At 64.5% G+C, this 17,579-nt stretch carries 18 protein-coding genes and 1 tRNA gene; 4 read left to right on the forward strand and 15 right to left on the reverse strand.

Annotated features, from left to right (window positions below; genetic code table 11):
- Positions 1–26: 26 nt before the first annotated feature.
- The 7 genes from tatC to QMF22_RS09380 form a co-directional block, all read right to left on the reverse strand.
- A complete protein-coding gene (tatC, locus tag QMF22_RS09350; protein ID WP_283452813.1) occupies positions 27–779 on the reverse strand; it encodes a twin-arginine translocase subunit TatC in 753 nt (250 codons plus the stop codon).
- A 45-nt stretch (positions 780–824) separates the two neighbouring features.
- The gene (tatA, locus tag QMF22_RS09355; protein WP_092340156.1) at positions 825–1,082 is read right to left on the reverse strand and encodes a twin-arginine translocase TatA/TatE family subunit; all 258 of its coding nucleotides are present in this window, start codon (positions 1,080–1,082) and stop codon (positions 825–827) included.
- Between the two features lie 46 nt (positions 1,083–1,128).
- Positions 1,129–1,443 (reverse strand): hypothetical protein, encoded by a 315-nt coding sequence (locus QMF22_RS09360; protein WP_283452818.1) that lies wholly within the window; start codon positions 1,441–1,443, stop codon positions 1,129–1,131.
- A gap of 3 nt (positions 1,444–1,446) precedes the next feature.
- Positions 1,447–3,591, reverse strand: a complete 2,145-nt coding sequence (locus QMF22_RS09365) for a helix-turn-helix transcriptional regulator (protein ID WP_283452820.1) — start codon at positions 3,589–3,591, stop codon at positions 1,447–1,449.
- Between the two features lie 91 nt (positions 3,592–3,682).
- Positions 3,683–4,621 carry an FKBP-type peptidyl-prolyl cis-trans isomerase gene (locus QMF22_RS09370; RefSeq protein ID WP_283452822.1) on the reverse strand — a complete coding sequence of 313 codons (939 nt, stop codon included), beginning with the start codon at positions 4,619–4,621 and terminating at the stop codon, positions 3,683–3,685.
- Between the two features lie 121 nt (positions 4,622–4,742).
- Positions 4,743–5,744, reverse strand: a complete 1,002-nt coding sequence (locus QMF22_RS09375) for a tRNA (adenine-N1)-methyltransferase (protein ID WP_283452824.1) — start codon at positions 5,742–5,744, stop codon at positions 4,743–4,745.
- Positions 5,741–6,508 carry an HAD family hydrolase gene (locus QMF22_RS09380; protein ID WP_283452825.1) on the reverse strand — a complete coding sequence of 256 codons (768 nt, stop codon included), beginning with the start codon at positions 6,506–6,508 and terminating at the stop codon, positions 5,741–5,743. The genes QMF22_RS09375 and QMF22_RS09380 overlap by 4 nt, the downstream gene beginning before the upstream one ends.
- Before the next feature lie 81 nt (positions 6,509–6,589).
- On the opposite strand from QMF22_RS09380, the gene QMF22_RS09385 reads away from it, so the two are divergent.
- Positions 6,590–7,549 carry a PAC2 family protein gene (locus tag QMF22_RS09385; protein WP_283452827.1) on the forward strand — a complete coding sequence of 320 codons (960 nt, stop codon included), beginning with the start codon at positions 6,590–6,592 and terminating at the stop codon, positions 7,547–7,549.
- 3 nt (positions 7,550–7,552) lie between these two features.
- Here QMF22_RS09385 and mshC read toward each other — a convergent pair whose 3' ends face one another.
- The 3 genes from mshC to QMF22_RS09400 all read right to left on the reverse strand — a co-directional run bounded on the left by mshC (position 7,553) and on the right by QMF22_RS09400 (position 11,172).
- A complete protein-coding gene (gene mshC / locus QMF22_RS09390; protein WP_283452829.1) occupies positions 7,553–8,860 on the reverse strand; it encodes a cysteine--1-D-myo-inosityl 2-amino-2-deoxy-alpha-D-glucopyranoside ligase in 1,308 nt (435 codons plus the stop codon).
- A gap of 62 nt (positions 8,861–8,922) precedes the next feature.
- Positions 8,923–9,777, reverse strand: a complete 855-nt coding sequence (locus QMF22_RS09395; RefSeq protein ID WP_283452831.1) for an undecaprenyl-diphosphate phosphatase — start codon at positions 9,775–9,777, stop codon at positions 8,923–8,925.
- 27 nt (positions 9,778–9,804) lie between these two features.
- Positions 9,805–11,172: a M20/M25/M40 family metallo-hydrolase gene (locus QMF22_RS09400; RefSeq protein WP_283452832.1), complete on the reverse strand. Its 1,368-nt coding sequence runs from the start codon at positions 11,170–11,172 to the stop codon at positions 9,805–9,807.
- A gap of 106 nt (positions 11,173–11,278) precedes the next feature.
- Here QMF22_RS09400 and QMF22_RS09405 point away from each other — a divergent pair.
- Positions 11,279–11,363 (forward strand) — tRNA-Leu (locus QMF22_RS09405).
- Between the two features lie 90 nt (positions 11,364–11,453).
- Here the strand turns inward: QMF22_RS09405 and QMF22_RS09410 are convergent.
- From QMF22_RS09410 to QMF22_RS09425, 4 genes are all read right to left on the reverse strand, one after another.
- Positions 11,454–12,329 (reverse strand): ABC transporter permease, encoded by an 876-nt coding sequence (locus tag QMF22_RS09410; protein WP_283452834.1) that lies wholly within the window; start codon positions 12,327–12,329, stop codon positions 11,454–11,456.
- A complete protein-coding gene (locus QMF22_RS09415; RefSeq protein WP_283452836.1) occupies positions 12,316–13,290 on the reverse strand; it encodes an ABC transporter ATP-binding protein in 975 nt (324 codons plus the stop codon). Before QMF22_RS09415 ends, QMF22_RS09410 begins: the two co-directional genes overlap by 14 nt.
- Complete coding sequence (locus tag QMF22_RS09420; RefSeq protein WP_283452838.1) at positions 13,287–14,393, reverse strand: LolA family protein; 1,107 nt, start codon at positions 14,391–14,393, stop codon at positions 13,287–13,289. Before QMF22_RS09420 ends, QMF22_RS09415 begins: the two co-directional genes overlap by 4 nt.
- 91 nt (positions 14,394–14,484) lie before the next feature.
- On the reverse strand, positions 14,485–14,865 hold the full coding sequence (locus QMF22_RS09425; RefSeq protein ID WP_283452840.1) for a hypothetical protein: 381 nt from the start codon (positions 14,863–14,865) through the stop codon (positions 14,485–14,487).
- Between the two features lie 88 nt (positions 14,866–14,953).
- Here QMF22_RS09425 and QMF22_RS09430 point away from each other — a divergent pair, with 88 nt between their 5' ends.
- On the forward strand, positions 14,954–15,847 hold the full coding sequence (locus QMF22_RS09430; RefSeq protein WP_283452842.1) for a hypothetical protein: 894 nt from the start codon (positions 14,954–14,956) through the stop codon (positions 15,845–15,847).
- Here the strand turns inward: QMF22_RS09430 and QMF22_RS09435 are convergent.
- Entirely contained in the window at positions 15,844–16,779 is a 936-nt protein-coding gene (locus QMF22_RS09435; RefSeq protein WP_283452844.1) for a DnaJ domain-containing protein, read from the reverse strand. The genes QMF22_RS09430 and QMF22_RS09435 overlap by 4 nt on opposite strands.
- Before the next feature lie 134 nt (positions 16,780–16,913).
- Here QMF22_RS09435 and QMF22_RS09440 point away from each other — a divergent pair, with 134 nt between their 5' ends.
- Positions 16,914–17,561, forward strand: a complete 648-nt coding sequence (locus QMF22_RS09440) for a DUF1345 domain-containing protein (protein ID WP_283452846.1) — start codon at positions 16,914–16,916, stop codon at positions 17,559–17,561.
- Positions 17,562–17,579: the final 18 nt, after the last annotated feature.

Here is a 17,579-nt window from a genome sequence, read left to right on the forward strand (position 1 = left end):
GATCCTAACAATTACGGCAAAAGAGACTAAAGCGCGAATTCTTTTTCGAAGGCGAGCACTTTTCTGGCTGCGCGTCGATCGTGCAGCCAAGCGATGCCGTAGGCGGCAAAATACAGCATGACCATGGGAATGGCCAGCAGGAACATTGACACCACGTCGGCGGCGGGGGTAGCGATCGCGGTGAACAGCACAATGACCAGAATGGCGATCCGCCAGGACTTGATGATCGATGCTGCGCTGATGACGCCGGCGAAGTTGAGCAGCACGATGAACACGGGTAGCACGAACGCGATACCGATCGCCACCACGAGCTTGAGCACAAAGTCGAAGTATGCCTGCGCGTTGATGTAGGCCGAATCCTCGATGGGGGCGAAACTCGTCATGAGCTCGACCACGTGCGGCAGAACGATCCAGCCTGCGGCGCAGCCGGCCAGGAACAGCGGAATGGCAGTGAAGAGAAACCCGAAGGTGTATTTCTTTTCGGTTCGGGTGAGCCCCGGTACCAGAAAGGCGAAGACCTGATAGAGCCATACCGGGCTGGACACAATCAGACCGACGTAGAGCGAAATCTTCAGCTTGAGGTCGAAGGCGCTCGTGATGTCGGGGTAATTGATCTGGGCGTTACGATGCTGGGCGTTGATGATGACGTAAATGGGTTCACGCAGCTGATCCCAGACAAAGTCGGAGAGGAACCAACCCGCAATGGCCCCGATGAGGAGCCCGGCAGCTGCCAGGTAGAGGCGCTTGCGCAGTTCGATCAGGTGCTGCCCCAACGACATCTTTCCCGCTTTGGTCGCACTCCGCTCGGCGCGGACCATGCGGCGCTAAGGCTTCGCAGCGGGGTCGGTGGGGCCGACCGCGGTGGAGCCGGACGTCGTCGACGCGTCGTCGCCTGTGGTACTCGTCGAGCGAGCAGGGGCGTTCGGATCGGGGTCGACCGCGTCGCTCTTGATCTCACTCTTGAAAATTTTCATTGACTGCCCCAGGCTGCGGGCGAGTCCGGGAAGCTTGGGCGCACCGAAAAGAAGCAGCACGACGACGAGGATGATCAGGAAGTGCCATCCGGTTAGGTTTTGCAGCATGAGGGTGTGTCCTCTGTGTTAGCGAGTATTGCAACGGGCGTGGCGGTTAACGGGCGTGCCCCAGCAGTTTACCCCGCACGATCCTTGCATCGCGACGCACCTGGGATCGGTGGGTGCGTTCTGCACGCAGTTGCTCGACCCTTCCGAGCAGCACGGCCGAATCTGCGAACACGGCCGGGACACCGACGGAGGCAGCCGTTGGACGATCGAATTCGCCCGTAGGCAACTGACCGTGGAACGATTCCAACGCCTGCAGGGTGCCGCGAGCCGTCCGGAACAGCGAGACCGCAAACCAGCTGAGCACGGCGAGCAGTCCCAATGTTAGAACAGTCCAAATGAGCAGCCACGACCACCAGGGCATCGGCTACTCCTCCTTCGCCTGGCGCTGGTGGTCGGCGGCGTACTGGGAGAACCCGGCTGCGGCCCAGTCAGCGACCGCCTGGCGTGATTCGGCAGGTTCTAGAACGGTGACGATACCGGCCAGGCCGGTGACCAGACGCTTGAGCGCGTGGGAATGTGCGACGCGCAGTGTGGTGCGAGTGCGTTCGCCCGATCCGACGGGTTCTGCGCGTTCGGGACGGTAATCCGCCAGCAACGGCAGCGCCGTAGTCGGCAGCTCCAGTCGCACATCGACGTCTGTGGTCGACGTCTGAAACAGGGTATCGGGCAGAACCAGGTCGGCCGGGTGCGTGCTGCGTGGCACGTCCGTCACGCGCGGTTCGCTCATGCGGTCCAGTCTGAACGTTCGGACGGCTTCACGGAGATGGCACCAGCCGCGCAAATACCAGTCGTTGTCGACGGACTCTATGCGCAGCGGGTCGACAAGCCGGTGTTGCTGGCCGCCGCGAGCGTTCAGATAGTCGAACTCAACCTGCATCTGCGTGCTGAGCGCCGTCTGGACGATGTCGCGGGTGATGCCGGCATCGCGCTGGGCGACGCCGACCTGGATCGGCGGGGCCGATGCGCTGCGGGTCAGCTTGGCCATCAGCGATGCGATGGCGTCCGTATCGGCATTGTCGGGCAGGGCCGACAGGTATTGCAGACCGGCGATCAGCGCCGCGGCCTCGCGGGCGGAGAATCGCGGGGAATCGTCGATGGCGACCTGATGCGTGAGCACGATCCGATCGTTTGTTTCGAATTCGTCCCACAGGATGTCAAACAGGTCCCCGTGCAAATACTGGCGGGTCTCCCCGGGGATGCCGGACAGCGCGATGAGGCTGACCAGACCACGAACGCGTTCCGCCGACAGATCGAAGTGCTCCGCCACCTCGGTGACACTGACGCGCCCCTGATCGATAAGGTACGGAACGAGGGACAGCAGCAGCGTGAGCTGGTCGCCGGCCACCCGGGGCTGGGAAGCCGAACCCGATCGCGCGCGCAGCGACTGTGTTCGGCGGCGAGGCGTACTTTCGGACGACCCGGCGGGCCGGCGACCTACATGAGCGTCCCTGGCCGCGAGCAGCCGAGTCTCCACCGCGGTGCGGAGGGCGAGCGGGCTCACGACGAATACTTCCGGGCCGAATCCGGCCAGTTCGTCCGCGAGGATATTCAGATCGGTGAAGTGAAGTAGGCGCTCGACTCCGGTGGGCTGCTGGCCCAGGGGTACCGGGTGCTGCGCCGCCTGGCGCGCGCCGAGACGAACAGCGGCATCGGATCCGGGCACGACGGTGAGGCGGGCGATATTACCGGCCCAGAGAGCCTCGAGCTCGGCCAGGGCTCGAGCACTGTCGGTCGCACTGTCGACAACCGGACCCGGAGTCGCGCTGGCGACTGCAACCGCTGTACTGACGACGGCGACTGAACCGACGATACGAGCCAGCAGAAACGTGCGTGGGGCGTGAACGGCCTCATCCGTGGCGTACAGGTGCCAGCGGCCTTCGTGTTGCACGAGCGCGCGCGGAGCGACCACACGACGCGCCGGTGTGGTTTCCCCTGGTTTCAGGTACAGAAAAGCGACGACCTCCGCACGGTCGAGCGCCTGGCTGAGTGGTTCGAAACTCGCATCGCGCGTGCGCAGCAAGGGCGCGTAGCCGAGTACCGGTTCGCTCGGTTCAATGCCGAGCGAGTTCAATTTCATCAGGGCACGGCGGGATTCTCCGGAGAGGGATCCTTCGCGCCACACCGTGCCGGCCAGTTTCAGCAGGGACACCTCGCTAGGAGTGAAGGTCACGTCGGCGGGCAGATCGTAGAGACCCTTCGGAATTCGATAGCGCAGAAAGTGGTTACTTCCTGGATCGTCCGGGGGCTCAAACGTCTCGAGTGGAATGCCTAGCTCACGAAGGTCGTCCTTATCGCGCTCAAACTGGCGCTCCAGGCTCTCGTTCGAACCGGCGGACGCATAGCGCTGCCGGTAGCCCTGCACGTTCTGGAGGATGTCGGCCTTGGTCAACCCCGAATCCGTCGCGACAAGGGCCAGGACCAGACTGAACAGCCGCTCCGGAGCCGTGATCACCGACGGTTTAGGAACGGTATCCTCGGTCGAGTCGGGATGCGGAGGCGTCGAAGTCACGGTGTGATCCTATCGTCCGAATCAGGCGTCAGCCGTGGTGGTACCTGACCGATGAGGACATCGCTCCGGGCGCCGAGCGGAGACTCGCCGATCAGTTGATGCCCAGAATATCGACCGCGTACACCAGCGTTGAACCAGCCGGGACCTGGCCCTGTGCCGACGGGCCAAAGCCCAGCGCTGGAGGAACGACTACGACCAGCTGGGAGCCAACGGTTTGACCAGAAATCGCGGTGGCCAGGCCCTGCGGGAGGTCAGACAGTGGCACCACCCGAGGCGTTCTCGTCGCCCACGTGGACTCGAAGACCTTGTCACTCGCCCACAACAGGCCGGTGTAGTGGATCACAACGGTCGCGTCTGACGCGACCTTCTCGCCGGTTCCCTTCTTGAGCACGCCGAATTCCAGCGCCTTCGGCACATCACCGGAGGGAAGGACGATTCCAGGGGTGCCGTCGGCATCGAGGACGACGGCAGGAAGACCGTTCGCGACGACCTCGTCGGTTCCATCAGCTCGCGGCAGGAATGCCTTCACGATATCAACGACGAGCACGAGGGAATCCGTCGCACTGACGTGCAGTTGATCGTTGACGCCGATGCCGTCGTCCGGCGCGATGACGACCGCGATGCGCTCACCCACGCGCGCACAGACCAGACCGGCGACAAATCCGGGATTGGTAGCATCGCCCAGTCCGAACTCAACGGCAGTACTGCCGTCGAAAGCGCTCAGCTGCAGAGGCTCGCCGGTTGTGCCGTTATACAGGTTCGACTCGACGGATACCATCTGTCCGGGAACGACCTGCCGCCCGGAACCCGCGATGATTTCGGTGCGCTGAGTGGTGGAGGACTTCAAGGGTGTCGGAAAGCTGATGTCCGGAACTGCGCCGAAATCACCCGTCACCGAGACCAGTTTCGACGCGGCGCCCGACGGAGCCCCAGCGTCACAGGATGCCTGGGCAGTGCCGGGGCCGGCACACGCGGTCAGTGCCGTCATCACGAGGCCGGCGGTGATGATCAGCGCGGATGCTTTGCGCACAGGTCCTTCTTTCAGTACAGGGTGGTGCGCAGCGTAGATCTGTTGCGCGGGTGTGAGGGGTGCGGGTGCTACGGGGGGCGCAGGCTTCGGCGTGGTTCAACCAGAAGGGCCGGGACCCATCCTAACCGGCGTCGAGGCCTCGGGCTTTGGAAAGCTCCGCGCTGGATCCCGCCGCGCGCACCCGTTTGCGCATGACCTTCGCGCTGACGTTGCGTTCACCGAGCGCTCCCGGAGTCCAGGCTTCGACATCGGCGTCGCTGAAGTCCGTCTTCGACGGACGCCGCTTCAATTCGGGCAGGATCGTGTCGGGCGCGAGACGACGAGCCGTGATCAGGAAACCGGTGTGGCCGATCATGCGGTGGTCGGGTCGCACCGCGAGACCTTCCACATGCCATCCACGAACCATCGTTTCGTTAGAATCCGGATTGGTGTAAAAACCGGTACCGCGGATGGCCTCGGCCACGCGGGACAGCTGCGTCACCGTGGCGACGTAGCAGAGCAGCACTCCCCCGGGCTTGAGAGCTTCGGAGACTGCGCCCAGGCATTCCCAGGGCGCCAGCATGTCAAGGACCACCCGGTCGACGCTGTGCGACGGCATGGTGTCGGGCAGCGTTTCGGCGAGGTCGCCGAGCGTGATAGTCCAGTTCTGCGGATCGTTTCCGAGGAAGGTGGCGATGTTGTCGCGGGCGACATCGGCGAATTCTTCGCGCCGTTCAAAGGATGCGAGGCGGCCGGCCGGTCCGATTGCTCGCAGCAGCCAGAGCGACAGTGCCCCGGAACCGACTCCGGCCTCGACGACCGTGGCACCGGGAAAGATGTCCGCCTGCGCCAGAATTTGGGCAGCGTCCTTGGGATAGATGATGGCGGCACCGCGCGGCATGCTCATCACGAAGTCCACCAGTAGCGGGCGCAGCGCGAGGTGTTCAACGCCGACGTTGTTGGTGACGACCGAGCCGTCGGGCTGGCCGATGATGTCGTCGTGCGCGAGTATGCCGCGATGGGTGTGAAAGGTCAGTCCTTCCTGCAGGGTGATGGTATTCATTCGCCCTTTGGGCCCGGTGAGTTGCACCCGGTCGCCAACGCGAAAGAGTCCACTGTTTTGAATGACCTGGTTGCTGCTCATGCGAGTGGTGCGCTTTCGTTGCGGGCGAACCCGGTGGGGGCGAGAGGATAAACGGGAGCGGTCGAATCAGAACGCTCTGAGGAGTGAAACAGCGCCGCAATGTCGTGGATGGTTCGCCCGTCGAGCGTCGACCAGCGCGTGTACACGGCACTCTCCGGCAGATCGATCTGGTGCGGAACGGCAATGGTGATGGTGCCAGCAGCGACAGCGGATGCGACACCGGGTACGGAATCCTCGATCGAGATGCATTCCGCCGGGTTGACGCCGAGGTGCCGGGCGGCGACCAGGTAGGGATCCGGATGCGGCTTGCTATTTTCGACCATATCGCCGGCGACGACAACGTCGAAGGCTGCAAAGTCGATGAGATCGATGATCTGGCGGGCCATCCGCTCCACCGACATGGTGACGAGCGCAGTCGGCACGCCGGCCGCCTTCAGCTGCTGCAGGAGCTCCCGAGAACCGGGACGCCAGGGAATGCCGTGTTCGGCCAGCTGCTCCTGAACGCGGTCGGTGAGGCGGGCGACGATGGCATCCGCGGTGAGGTCCACTCCGCGTGATTGCAAGATCGCTGCCGAGTTCCACAGCCCGGACCCGACCAGCAGCATGCCGTCGTCGTGGGTCCAGACGCCGCCGAATTCGGCCACCAGCTCGGTTTCCGCGCGCATCCAGTACGGTTCGGTGTCAACGATCGTGCCGTCCATGTCCCACAAGACAGCGGCGGGGAGGGAAGCGGGTGTGGGCAGAGGCAGAGGAAAAACATTCACGGGGTTCAAGTGTAGGGCCACCGCCTATCCTTGACTGAAGGCCCTCCACGCGGAAGGCACGAGGAATTGAGGACAAACACGGTGGCTGACGGTAATGGGTTTCTGGGCGGACGGCTGATGGTCGTTGCTTTCGAAGGCTGGAATGACGCCGGCGAGGCCGCAACGGGCGCGGTTCGCGCGCTGAAAGAACTCCTCGACGTCGAGATGATCACCGAGGTCGATCCCGAGTTGTACTTCGATTACCAGTTCAATCGACCGACCGTGTCAACCAATGAAGATGGCGTCCGCTCGCTCGGCTGGCCGAGCGCGATCATGTACGGCCCGACGGATCCCGATGTGGCCAGTGTTCCGCTGGCCGACGACGCGCAGCTGCGCGTCAGCGGGACGAATGCTGGCAACATATACCTCCTGATCGGTACGGAGCCGTCGCGCAGTTGGAAGAGCTTTGCTGCGGAGATTCTCGACGCCGCCCTCGCCGCTGACGTGAGCGGCGTCGTGTTCCTGGGGGCGATGCTCGCCGATGTTCCGCACACCCGGCCCATTTCGATCTTCGTGTCGAGCGATAACGCCCAGGTGCGCGCCGAACTGCTGATCGAACGCAGTAATTACGAGGGGCCGGTTGGTATCCTCAGCGTTCTGTCGGACGCCGCGGAGACGGTGGGAATTCCAACACTGTCGATTTGGGCATCCGTTCCCCACTACGTGCACAACGCACCGTCGCCCAAGGCGATGCTCGCGTTGATCGACAAACTGGAAGAGGTCATCGACGTGGTGATCCCCCGGGGCGCGCTCGTGACAGAGGCCGCCGATTGGGAAAGCGGCATCGACGTGCTGGCCGGTGAGGATGAGGAGATGGCCGCGTACATCGCCCAGCTGGAGCAGGCCCGCGACACGGTCGACTCGCCGGAGGCGAGCGGTGAGGCGATCGCCCAGGAATTCGAGAAGTACCTGCGCAAGCGCGGCACCGACGGACGTGCCGATGGTCGGCCAGACGGCCGTCCAGACGGGCCCGGCACCAGGCCCGACGGGCCACGGCACTAGGACTTACAGAGCCACGCCGAGGAGAGCGCTGACGGCCTGATTGACCAGTGCGACATCATCGAGCTCCCTGCCGACCGCATCGTCAATCAGCTGCAGGGCCTGTGGTGTGTCCAGGTCGTGGCGTAGCGCGAGGCGAAGGGCGTCGACCAGGGCGGCAGCCGAACCAGGTGTTGCCGTACTGGCGGCGCTCTCGGATGCGTTCACGGTCACCGTGCCGAGCGACTCAGCGCCGAACGCCGCAGACCAGGCGGACAGGCGCTCGACGGCTTCGTCCAGGAGCGCCGCTGTCCATTCCCAGTCGGTTCGGTAGTGCCGGGCCAGCAGGGCCAGCCGGATCGCGCGCGGGTCAAAATTCTGGGCACGAAGTCCCGAGACCAGTACAAGGTTGCCGAGGGACTTGCTCATCTTCTCGCCGCGGTAGGCGACCATGCCGGTGTGGCTGTACACCCCGGCAAGCGGATGCCCGGACAGCGCCTCCGCGTGCCCGGCGCTCATATCGTGGTGCGGGAAGATCAGGTCTGATCCGCCGCCCTGCACGGTGAAGTCCGTCCCGAGCTCCTTGAGGGCGATGACCGAACACTCGATGTGCCAACCGGGGCGCCCGGCGCCGACGGGCGATTCCCAGACAGGTTCGCCGGCACGCGCCGCCTTCCAGAGCAGGGGGTCGAGGCGATCGCGTTTGCCTGCCCGGTCGGGGTCGCCCCCGCGCTCGGCGAACAGCCGGAGCATGCTGACCAGGTCGAGGTTGCTCTCGTCGCCCAGGGTCCAGTCCGTGCTGGCTTCGGCGGCCTGAATATCGAAGTAGAGGTCGGCGGCGATCGTTCCGTCGGCGCCGGCGATAGCATCGTCTGTCGGTACAGGGTAGGCCAGTCCGGCTTGCTGCAGCAGCGCGACGGCAGCGGCGACCTCGTCAATGACCTCGGTCACGGCGACGAAGTCGTTCGGCGGAATGATGCCGAGGGCCTGCATGTCGGTGCGGAACAGATCCACCTGCGACTCGGCCAGGTCGCGCCAGTCGACGCCGGTGGCGATCGCCCGCTCCAGGAGCGGGTCATCGACATCCGTCACGTTCTGGGCGTAGTGCACGCGAAACCCGGCGTCGATCCAGACCCGCTGCAGAGTGTCGAAGGCGAGGTAGGTGTTCGCGTGGCCGATGTGGGTGGCATCGTAGGGCGTGATGCCGCAGACGTACAGGCGGGCCGAATCAAGCGGCTGGGCCAGCACCAGGCTGTCAGTTTTCGTGTCGTGGAGCCAGGGTGCACCAGATTCGCCGGGGACAGAGACAATTTCGGGTCGTTCCCATGCACGCATTCAACCAGCCTAGCTTTCTCTGGAGCAGCGTTTCGCGCGCTGGCCGGTGCAGCTCGGTTCTGCTAGGCCGAGATGACGTTGGTGCCCAGAAGTACGAACAGCACGATGCCGAGCGCGATGCGATAGATCACAAAAGGCAGAAAGCTGCGTTTGGAGATGTAGTTCATGAAGAATGCGATCACGCCGAGACCCACGAAAAAGGCGATGACCGTTGCCACTAGCGTTTCGAGTGGTCCGAAAATTTCTGGCGTGCAGTTGGTCGCACCGGCGAGGCAGGGGTCGGCGATGGACTTGTACACCTGATAGAAGCCACTGCCGAGCACGGCGGGAATCGCCAGCAGAAAGGCGTAACGCGCCGCTGCGGCGCGTTCGTAACCGAGGAACAGCCCGGCGGTGATGGTGCCGCCCGAGCGGGACACGCCTGGAATGAGCGCGAGAGCCTGTGCGAAACCGTAAATAGCGCCGTGCCCGTAGGTGATGTCTCGCAGCCGGCGCCTCTGGGCACCGACGTGGTCGGCGATGCCGAGCAGGACTCCGAAGACGATGAGCATGGTCGCGGTGATCCAGAGCGAGCGCAGCACGGTCTCGATCTGGTTCTGAAACAGCAGCCCCAGAACGATGATCGGCAGTGAGCCGAGGATGATTAGCCAGCCCATGCGGGCATCCGGATCATTGCGGGGAACCCGGCCGGTGAGCGACTTCGCCCACTGGCCGATGATGCGCGCGATGTCACGCCAGAAGAAGATGACGACGGCAGCTTCGGTACCGATCTGGGTGATGGCCGTGAACCGAGCCCCTGGGTCTTCACCCGTGCCGAGAAACTGGCCAACGATGGTGATGTGGGCACTCGACGACACCGGAAGAAATTCGGTCAATCCCTGGACGAGGCCCAGGATGATCGCATTCAGAAAGTCCACACGCTTCGCTTTCTCAGATTTTTGGAGTTAGTAACTGGAGAACAGGTCCGTCAGAACCTGCCTGCCAAACACTAATGCGTCCAGCGGCACCCGCTCATCCACTCCGTGGAACATTGCAGGAAAGTCCAAGTCGGCGGGGAGGCGAAGCGGTGCAAAGCCATACCCTTTGATGCCCAGGGTACTGAGCGCCTTGTTGTCGGTTCCCGCCGACAGGAGGTACGGCAACACCGGTGCCCCGGGGTCGTGGCGCTCCAGGGTACCCACGATCGCCTCGATCAGGGGTCCGCTGAATTCGGTCTCCAAACCGATATCGCGGTGCATCGTGACGATCTCGATGTCGGAACCGACAATCTCCTGAATCTGAGCAAGCACGAGGTCTTCCTCACCCGGCAGCGAACGGATGTCGATGAGCGCTTCGGCCGTATCGGGGATGACGTTGTGCTTATAGCCGGCGGTCAGGCCGGTGGGGTTGGCCGTCGTGCGCAGGCTGGCCTGGATGAAACCGGAAGCCGTGCCGGTTGCCAGGGCGAGTTCGTCGGGGCCGACCCGCTGCGGATCGACATCGAGAATGCGGGCGATTTCGCCCAGAAGCTGCTCGGTCGTGTCGGTCAGGCGAATCGGCCACTCGTGCCGACCGAGTTTTGCCACGGCGCCTGCAAGGCGGGTGATGGCGTTGTTCGGGTGCATGCGGGAGCCGTGTCCGGCCTCGCCGCGCGCGACGAGCTTGACCCAGATCAGCGCCTTCTCCCCGGTTTGCAGCAGGTAGGCGCGTTTGCCACCGAGCGTGATCGAGTAGCCACCGACCTCGCTGATGGCTTCGGCGGCTCCGTCGAACAGGTGCGGGTGCTCCTCGACCAGAAAGTGCGAACCGAGCACGCCGCCCGCCTCTTCGTCGGCGAAGAACGCGATGACGAGGTCACGCTCCGGTGCGCCCTGAGCGGCGATCACGTCCTGCAGGGAGGCCAGGATCATGGCGTCCATGTTCTTCATGTCGACGGCACCACGACCCCAGAGCAGTCCGTCCTTGATGACGCCGGCGAACGGATCAACGCTCCAGTTGGCCGCGTCGGCCGGCACAACGTCGAGGTGACCATGCACGACCAGGGCGCTCCGCGACGCATCGCGCCCCTTTACCCTGGCCACCACGCTCGTTCGGCCCGGTTCGGAATCGAACAGCTCGGGCTTCAGGCCGAGGCCGCGCAGCTTCTCGGCCACGTACTCGGCGGCATCCGTTTCGCCGTTGGAACGACCCTCACCGTAGTTCGTCGTGTCGAAGCGGATGAGATCCCGCGCGATTTCGGCGGTCAGGTCGAGTTTCTGGGCGACCGCTGCGGGCGGTCTACCTGCTGAATCAGCGGAAGTTGCGGCCGGGGGCACGTTCGAATGGGAAGCCATGGTCAAACGCTACCCGTCGGCGCCGGTGCCGGTGACACAACGGGTGTTCTAATCCGTGCTAAGTTATTACCTCGGCAGCCGGTTCATCCGGAGGTCGTTTCACCCAGTCCGGGTGGCGGAATTGGTAGACGCGCTGGCTTGAGGTGCCAGTGCCCGTTAAGGGCGTGTGGGTTCAATTCCCATCTCGGACACGGAGATTTCTTTCGAGAGATCAACGAGGACTGGTTGAGACAGTTCACAGGGCCGGATCCATTGGATCCGGCCCTGTCTCGTTAACTCCGTCAGGACAGGATGTCCTTGGTCACGAAACGGCTGTAGGCCAGCGCCCCGAAAACGGTCAGGTAGCCCAGCTGCACGATCGCGTTCTGGCCGAACGAGCCGAGGTCGAGAGGCTGCCGCAGCAGGTCGGCGAAACCGAGCCAGTAGTGGCTGAACAGCCACGGGTGCAGCCAGGACAGCTGCGGAATCACATCGAGGATTTGCGCGACCACCGAGACCACGATCGTCGCCGCCATGGCCCCGACGGGAACGTCGGTGAGTGTGGAGATGAACAGCCCGATCATCGACAGGCCCAGCAGGGACACTGTGACATAGGCCGCCACCAGCAGCGAGCGCGCCAACGACTCGCTGACGCTGATGGTGTCGCCGGAGAGTAGCGTGACCGGGCCGATCGGGAAGAGCGCCGCCCCGATGATCGCTCCGGACACCGTGAGGGTCAGCGTCGCCACGAGACAGAACAGTGCAGCTCCGGCGTACTTGACCCGCAGCAGCCGCACCCGGCCGGCCGGCGCGACCAGCAGGTAGCGCAGGGTGCCGAGGCCGGCTTCCCCGGCGACGGTATCCCCGGCGACCACACCGATGGTCAGCGGCAGGAACAGCGGAATGGCAACGACCATGGCGGTGAAGCCCACGAACAGGCCGTTCTGGGTTACCCGATCCAGAAACGGCGGTCCCTCCCCCGGGTCCAGTGCCTCCGACGACAGTCGCACGGCTACGGCGAGCAGAATGGGGATGAGCGCCACGGCGACCAGCATGGCCCAGGTGCGGCGCCGACGAAACAGTACCGAGATTTCGGAGGCGAGCAGCGACCATCCGCTGCCGTGGCGCGACGACACGACGCTCGGGCGTTCGCCCGGCAGCGCCTCACTGGACGACATCGAAACCTTCCCCGGTCAGTGCGACGAAGCGTTCTTCGAGGCTCGGTTCCTCGATCGCGAAGCCGCGAATGCGCACTCCGCCGGCTACGAGAGCCGTCACGATCGCCTCCGGCAGCCAGCTTGTGCCGACGAGCGGCGCTGTCACCATCGGATCACCATCATCAGGCGATCCTGCCTGCGGCGTCAGACCGAGGTGGGTGAGCACGCGCACCGCGCCCGCGGTATCCGGTGTGCGAACGCGGATCAGGGTCTCCCCGACCGCGCGCAGGGCGGCCAGGGTACCCTGGGCGACGATGCTGCCGGCGCTCATCACGGCGGCGTGCGTGCACACCTGCTCGACCTCGGCCAGCAGGTGACTGGAGACGAACACGGTAGTTCCCTCGGCGGCCAGTGAACGCACGAGGCTGCGCACTTCCCGGGTGCCCTGGGGGTCGAGCCCGTTCGTGGGCTCATCGAGGATGAGCAGCTCCCTGGGGAGCAGCAGGGCATTGGCAATGCCCAGCCGTTGCTTCATGCCGAGCGAGTAGGCGTGCACCTTCTTGTCGGCGGCATGGGTGAGGCCCACGCGGTCAAGGGCCAGCTGCACTCGAGCCCGGCGGGTCGCTCCCGGCGCGTGTCGGTCGGCGGTGTCCAACCGCCGCAGGTTAGCCGCCCCGGAAAGAAAGGGATAGAAGGCGGGACCTTCAACCAGGGCGCCCACGCGGGGAAGTACATCGTGCAGCCCGGCTGGCATACTCCGGCCGAGCACGGTGATTGTTCCGCTGGTGGCCTGGCTGAGGGCCAGCAGCATGCGAATCGTGGTGGTCTTACCGGAACCGTTCGGACCGAGAAAACCGAAGACGGAGCCGCGGGGAACAGCGAGGTCGATGCCGTTCACCGCGGTTTGGCTGCCAAACCGTTTGGTCAGCCCCCGACTCTCGATGGCGAGGCTCCGGGTGGGCGGGGTTAGCGCCGGTGTCACTCGGCGGCAGCCTGGAGCTGCGCCAATGGAACTGCCCCGGCGAAAACACGACCGTCGCCAACCAGGAAGACCGTCAGGAGTGACGTGGTCAGTGCTCGTCCGCCGGCGACGGGCTCGGTGAGCTGTTCGAGCATGTGATTATCGCTCAACTCGGCCGGTACGGCGCTGGCGGGCAGCTCGATGATGCTGGACCAGCCGGTGCCCGTGATGACCGGGGAGCCTCCCGCTGCCGGGCTGTGGTCGCCCGTGTGGCTGGCGGCAGAGCCGTCGGGCGTGGTCGGGAAGGCCGGGGACGTCACCGTGGCTGTGGCCGGCGGCACAAAGTCGAATAGGTCAGCGTTTGGAGTGGAGAAGTCAATGGTGGTGAAGCCCACCTGCAGCGCGGGTGCGCTCTGGCCCTGGGCTTCGACGGTCACTTGCAACGGCAGGCCGGTCTCGGAGTCCACCGCGATTGAAACGGATGCGACGAGGGTGTCGGTCACTTTCGGCGTCAGGACCAGCTGATAGACGTTGCGCCCGGCGACCCGGGCGTCGGTGCCCACCGAGACCGTTGTGCTCGGGTCAAGATTTTCGAGGAAACGTTCGGCGAGCTGAGCCGGAGATGACAGGTCGGCCGGGAGCTGTGACTCGAGTTCAGCGGCCTTCGCCTGGGCGGTAGCGGCAAGATCGGGCGGAATGCTCAGGTGGGTCGCCGCGTTCGTGCTCGAGTCGTACAACCAAACGTCGCTGCCGTTGTGCACGACATCGCGTTCAGCCATCCGGTCCTTGATCTGCACGCGGGACTGGCTATCGCCACCGACGTACACACGAAACTCGTGGGAGCCGCTGAGCAATTCGAGGGTTGTGCTCAAGGCATCTGCCGACGATGGGCCGGTCACGCCCGCGCCCAGGTCAAGACTGGGCAGGCCAAGATCAGTGGTTTGGGCGACCGTTCCGGAGAAGGTCGACACGGTGCTGTCGTTGACCAGGAGCAAAACCTGCTCGGCCGTCTTGTCGGGCAGATCGACGGCAGCACCGGCCGCAAGCGGCGCGGCGATGACGGCTGCGACGACAAAGGCCGGCACGACGAAGGCCGGGATCCACTTCAACGAATTGCGGGACATGATCAACGGCCCGATGCGTTCAGATTCATACCGTGATCGTACGCCCCATGGCGTGCCCGTCGACCACGCGATCAGCGTACTTTCAGCAGCGTCAGTTCGGTTTGGCAGAGCTCAGCGCCTCATCGGTGATGCCGATGAACTGGCTGCCGATGCCGTCACACTCGGTGCGGCCAAAACCGGCGGCCGGTTCGGGCAACTCATCGAAACCGTGGTTGGAGCAGCTGATGTAGGTGAACGTCGGCCACCATTTCTTGGGGCGAACAGCTTCGGTGTACCCGCAGATCGTGCAGGTCAGCTGCACCCAGACGGGTTTCTTACCGGTACGATTGGCCCGCGACTGCACCAGCCAGGCTGGCGGTTCGGCCTCCAGCTTGGCGAGCTGGCCCTCGCTGAGGCGCGACGGAATACCGTGGCGTGCCGCCATTTCCAGCGGTATGTCCAGGCGCAGTGCTACTTCTCGTCGCGTAATCATCTGTAGACCACGATAGGCGCTCGGCTGGACGGGCGCAGCATCCGCTTCCCGTCAGAGGCGACTTTGGCCGCTATGGGAGAATGGCGATATGCCTACGCCACTCCCCGGACTGCCTGTAGCCCCGCTGGGACTGCTACTGGACGTCGACGGTCCGATCGCGAGCCCGATCACGCGCACCATCGCGACATCGAGCATCCTGACCGATCTGATCAGCCTCGCAGCCGGACACGTGCCGATCGCGTTCATCACGGGCCGATCCGCCGAATTCATTCGCGAGCAGGTGGTCGAGCCGCTCGTCGCGGCCGGGTTGCCGGAGACCTTTCGAATTTACGGCGTCTGCGAGAAGGGCGCGGTGTGGTTTCCGATCGGTGCGGACGGCATGGGAGACGTGGTCGTCGATCAGAGTGTTTCCCTGCCGCACGCGGTCATCGACGAGGTGCGCCAGCTCGTCGCAGACTCGTTCTCGGCCGAGATGTTCTTTGATGAGACCAAGCAGGCGATGATCTCCGTCGAACAACGCACCGACGTCAGCCACGCGAATTATCTCACCCGCCAAGCCGACTTCAACGAGGCCGCTTTTGCCCTCCTGGTGAAACACGGGCTCGGCGTACGCTTCGGCGATCGAGAGTCGCCAGACGAATCCGGGGAGGTTCCGTTTCGGCTGGATGCCACCATCATCTCCACCGACATCGAATCGGTCACACTCGACAAGGACCATGCCGCCAAACGAGCCCTCGCCTACTTTGCCGAGAGCGGGCCATTGCCCCGACTGTGGCGCTCGGTGGGCGATTCACGCAGCGACTATCGCATGGCCGATCACCTCTACGAGGCCGGTTACGATGTGTCCCACGTTGACGTGCGGCCGTCCGACGGCATTTTGGATCGGCCTTATCCGGTGATCGTGATCGGCGACCAGATCCACGATGAAGCCGGGGCGACGTTTCTGCGCTACTGGGTCGAGAAGCTGGCCCTGCCCGCCTAGGTATTCACAAAACGGATGCCGTTTTGCAGGGTACTGCGCAGCTCGAACACTTTCTCGAAGCTGCCGCGTTCCATGCCGGCCAATCCCTCGCGGAGCACGCCAACCAGGCGCGACCGCGGGATGATGATGATCATCGGCCGTCTGCCGCGCTTCGGCAGTGAGACTGGTTCGTCGAGCGCACCATCCGGGAGAACGACGATGAGCGCGGTGAAACGCACCTTGAGCGCCCGGCTAATGGAGCGGGCGGCGTCCTCGAACTGGTGGATCGGGCGATCCTCCTCCGGTAGTTCGTCGCCGACCAGTTCGCCGCGGCGCAACTGCACAGCCCCGCCCCAGTCCTCGGAGAGCAGACCGAACAGTCCGGCGGGGCCGAGGATGATGTGGTCGAGTTTGTCAGTCTGGCTGCCGGTGTCGATGTCGTGCCAGGCCGTGAAACCGATACCGAGATTGGCCACGAGCTGGGCCGTGGCCTCCTCGGCCAGGGCCTTGGCCAGGCAGTGCCGCACGAATTTCGGGGCGCTGCGAATTAACGCGGGGGCGTACGGGTCGTCGATGACGGTGCCTCGGCCAGCCCATTCGCGCACTAGATCGAGGTATCTCAGGCGAGCCTGGCCGCCTGGGTGGCCGTGCATGCGGGTCTTCAGGCTGGATTTGGTGGCGGGGCCACGGGAGGACGGGGCGGCGTAGGTATCCGCTGGAACGGTGGGGTCTGCATCTCCGAAGCGGCGACGATCGTAGGCGGCCCGATTCTCGGGGCTGCCGATACGTTCCCAGGCGAGCTGCACCGCATGGAATTTGGTGGCGCTGCCGCCGACGTCGGGGTGAGTCTGGCGCAGCAGCAGCCGATAGGCGCGACGCAACTCATCCTCGGTCGCGGTCGGACTCACTCCGAGGACTTCGTAGGGGGTGGATGCGGCCGGGCTGTCTTGCATCCTGGGCGGGACCTTTCGTGTTCGACGACAATCGGTGCGAAATCGATCGACAACCCACATTACCGTGCGATTCTGACACCGCGCCGAGGGTGCGTTGTCCGGATGACGGGGCCATTCTGTGCCACGATCGGCCTGTGACCATTCCACTAGCGTCAGTTCACCGGTACAGCACCCGGCTGATCGTCATGCTCATCGTCGGAGTGGTCGTTGGTCTCTTCGTCGGCGTACCGGGCGATTGGGCCCTCGCGGTGATCCTCGGCTGGGCGGCCGCCTGCGTCACCTACATCGCCTGGGTCTGGATTGCCATCGGGCGACAGGATGCCGCGTCGACGGCCAGGCACGCGACCCGAGAAGACCCCTCGAGGGGTGCCTCGGAATTTCTCATCCTGCTGGCCGGGCTCGCGAGCCTCGGCGCCATCGTGGTGTTGCTGCTGGGGACGACGGCGACCTCGGGGTCCGAGCGCGGACTTCTGGCAGCGGTGGCCATTGCCAGCGTCGCGCTGTCCTGGGTTCTCGTGCACACCCTCTTCACGCTGCGCTACGCGTCCCTGTACTACAGCGACTCCCCTGGCGGCATCGACTTCAATCAGCCCGAACCGCCGCGGTACAGCGACTTCGCCTATCTGGCATTCACCATCGGCATGACCTATCAGGTGTCGGACACCAGCATTCAAAACCACTCACTGCGGATGACGACGCTGCGGCACGCGCTGCTTTCGTTTCCGTTCGGATCAGTGATTTTGGCGACGCTCATCAACCTGGTGGCCGGTCTGCTGCACTGAGTCGACTGCGACCCTGTG

The organism is Cryobacterium sp. PH31-L1 (assembly GCF_030063145.1).
Taxonomy (GTDB): Bacteria; Actinomycetota; Actinomycetes; order Actinomycetales; family Microbacteriaceae; genus Cryobacterium.

Bases quoted from the DNA above. Each gene is read 5' to 3' on its own strand.
- QMF22_RS09375 (WP_283452824.1), bottom strand. From the start codon at position 5,744: ATGAGCAGCAACCAGGTCATTCAAAACAGTGGACTCTTTCGCGTTGGC.
- QMF22_RS09360 (WP_283452818.1), bottom strand. From the start codon at position 1,443: ATGCCCTGGTGGTCGTGGCTGCTCATTTGGACTGTTCTAACATTGGGA.
- tatC (WP_283452813.1), bottom strand. From the start codon at position 779: ATGTCGTTGGGGCAGCACCTGATCGAACTGCGCAAGCGCCTCTACCTG.
- tatA (WP_092340156.1), bottom strand. From the start codon at position 1,082: ATGCTGCAAAACCTAACCGGATGGCACTTCCTGATCATCCTCGTCGTC.
- QMF22_RS09400 (WP_283452832.1), bottom strand. From the start codon at position 11,172: ATGGCTTCCCATTCGAACGTGCCCCCGGCCGCAACTTCCGCTGATTCA.
- QMF22_RS09425 (WP_283452840.1), bottom strand. From the start codon at position 14,865: ATGATTACGCGACGAGAAGTAGCACTGCGCCTGGACATACCGCTGGAA.
- QMF22_RS09420 (WP_283452838.1), bottom strand. From the start codon at position 14,393: ATGTCCCGCAATTCGTTGAAGTGGATCCCGGCCTTCGTCGTGCCGGCC.
- QMF22_RS09435 (WP_283452844.1), bottom strand. From the start codon at position 16,779: ATGCAAGACAGCCCGGCCGCATCCACCCCCTACGAAGTCCTCGGAGTG.
- QMF22_RS09410 (WP_283452834.1), bottom strand. From the start codon at position 12,329: ATGTCGTCCAGTGAGGCGCTGCCGGGCGAACGCCCGAGCGTCGTGTCG.
- QMF22_RS09430 (WP_283452842.1), top strand. From the start codon at position 14,954: ATGCCTACGCCACTCCCCGGACTGCCTGTAGCCCCGCTGGGACTGCTA.
- mshC (WP_283452829.1), bottom strand. From the start codon at position 8,860: ATGCGTGCATGGGAACGACCCGAAATTGTCTCTGTCCCCGGCGAATCT.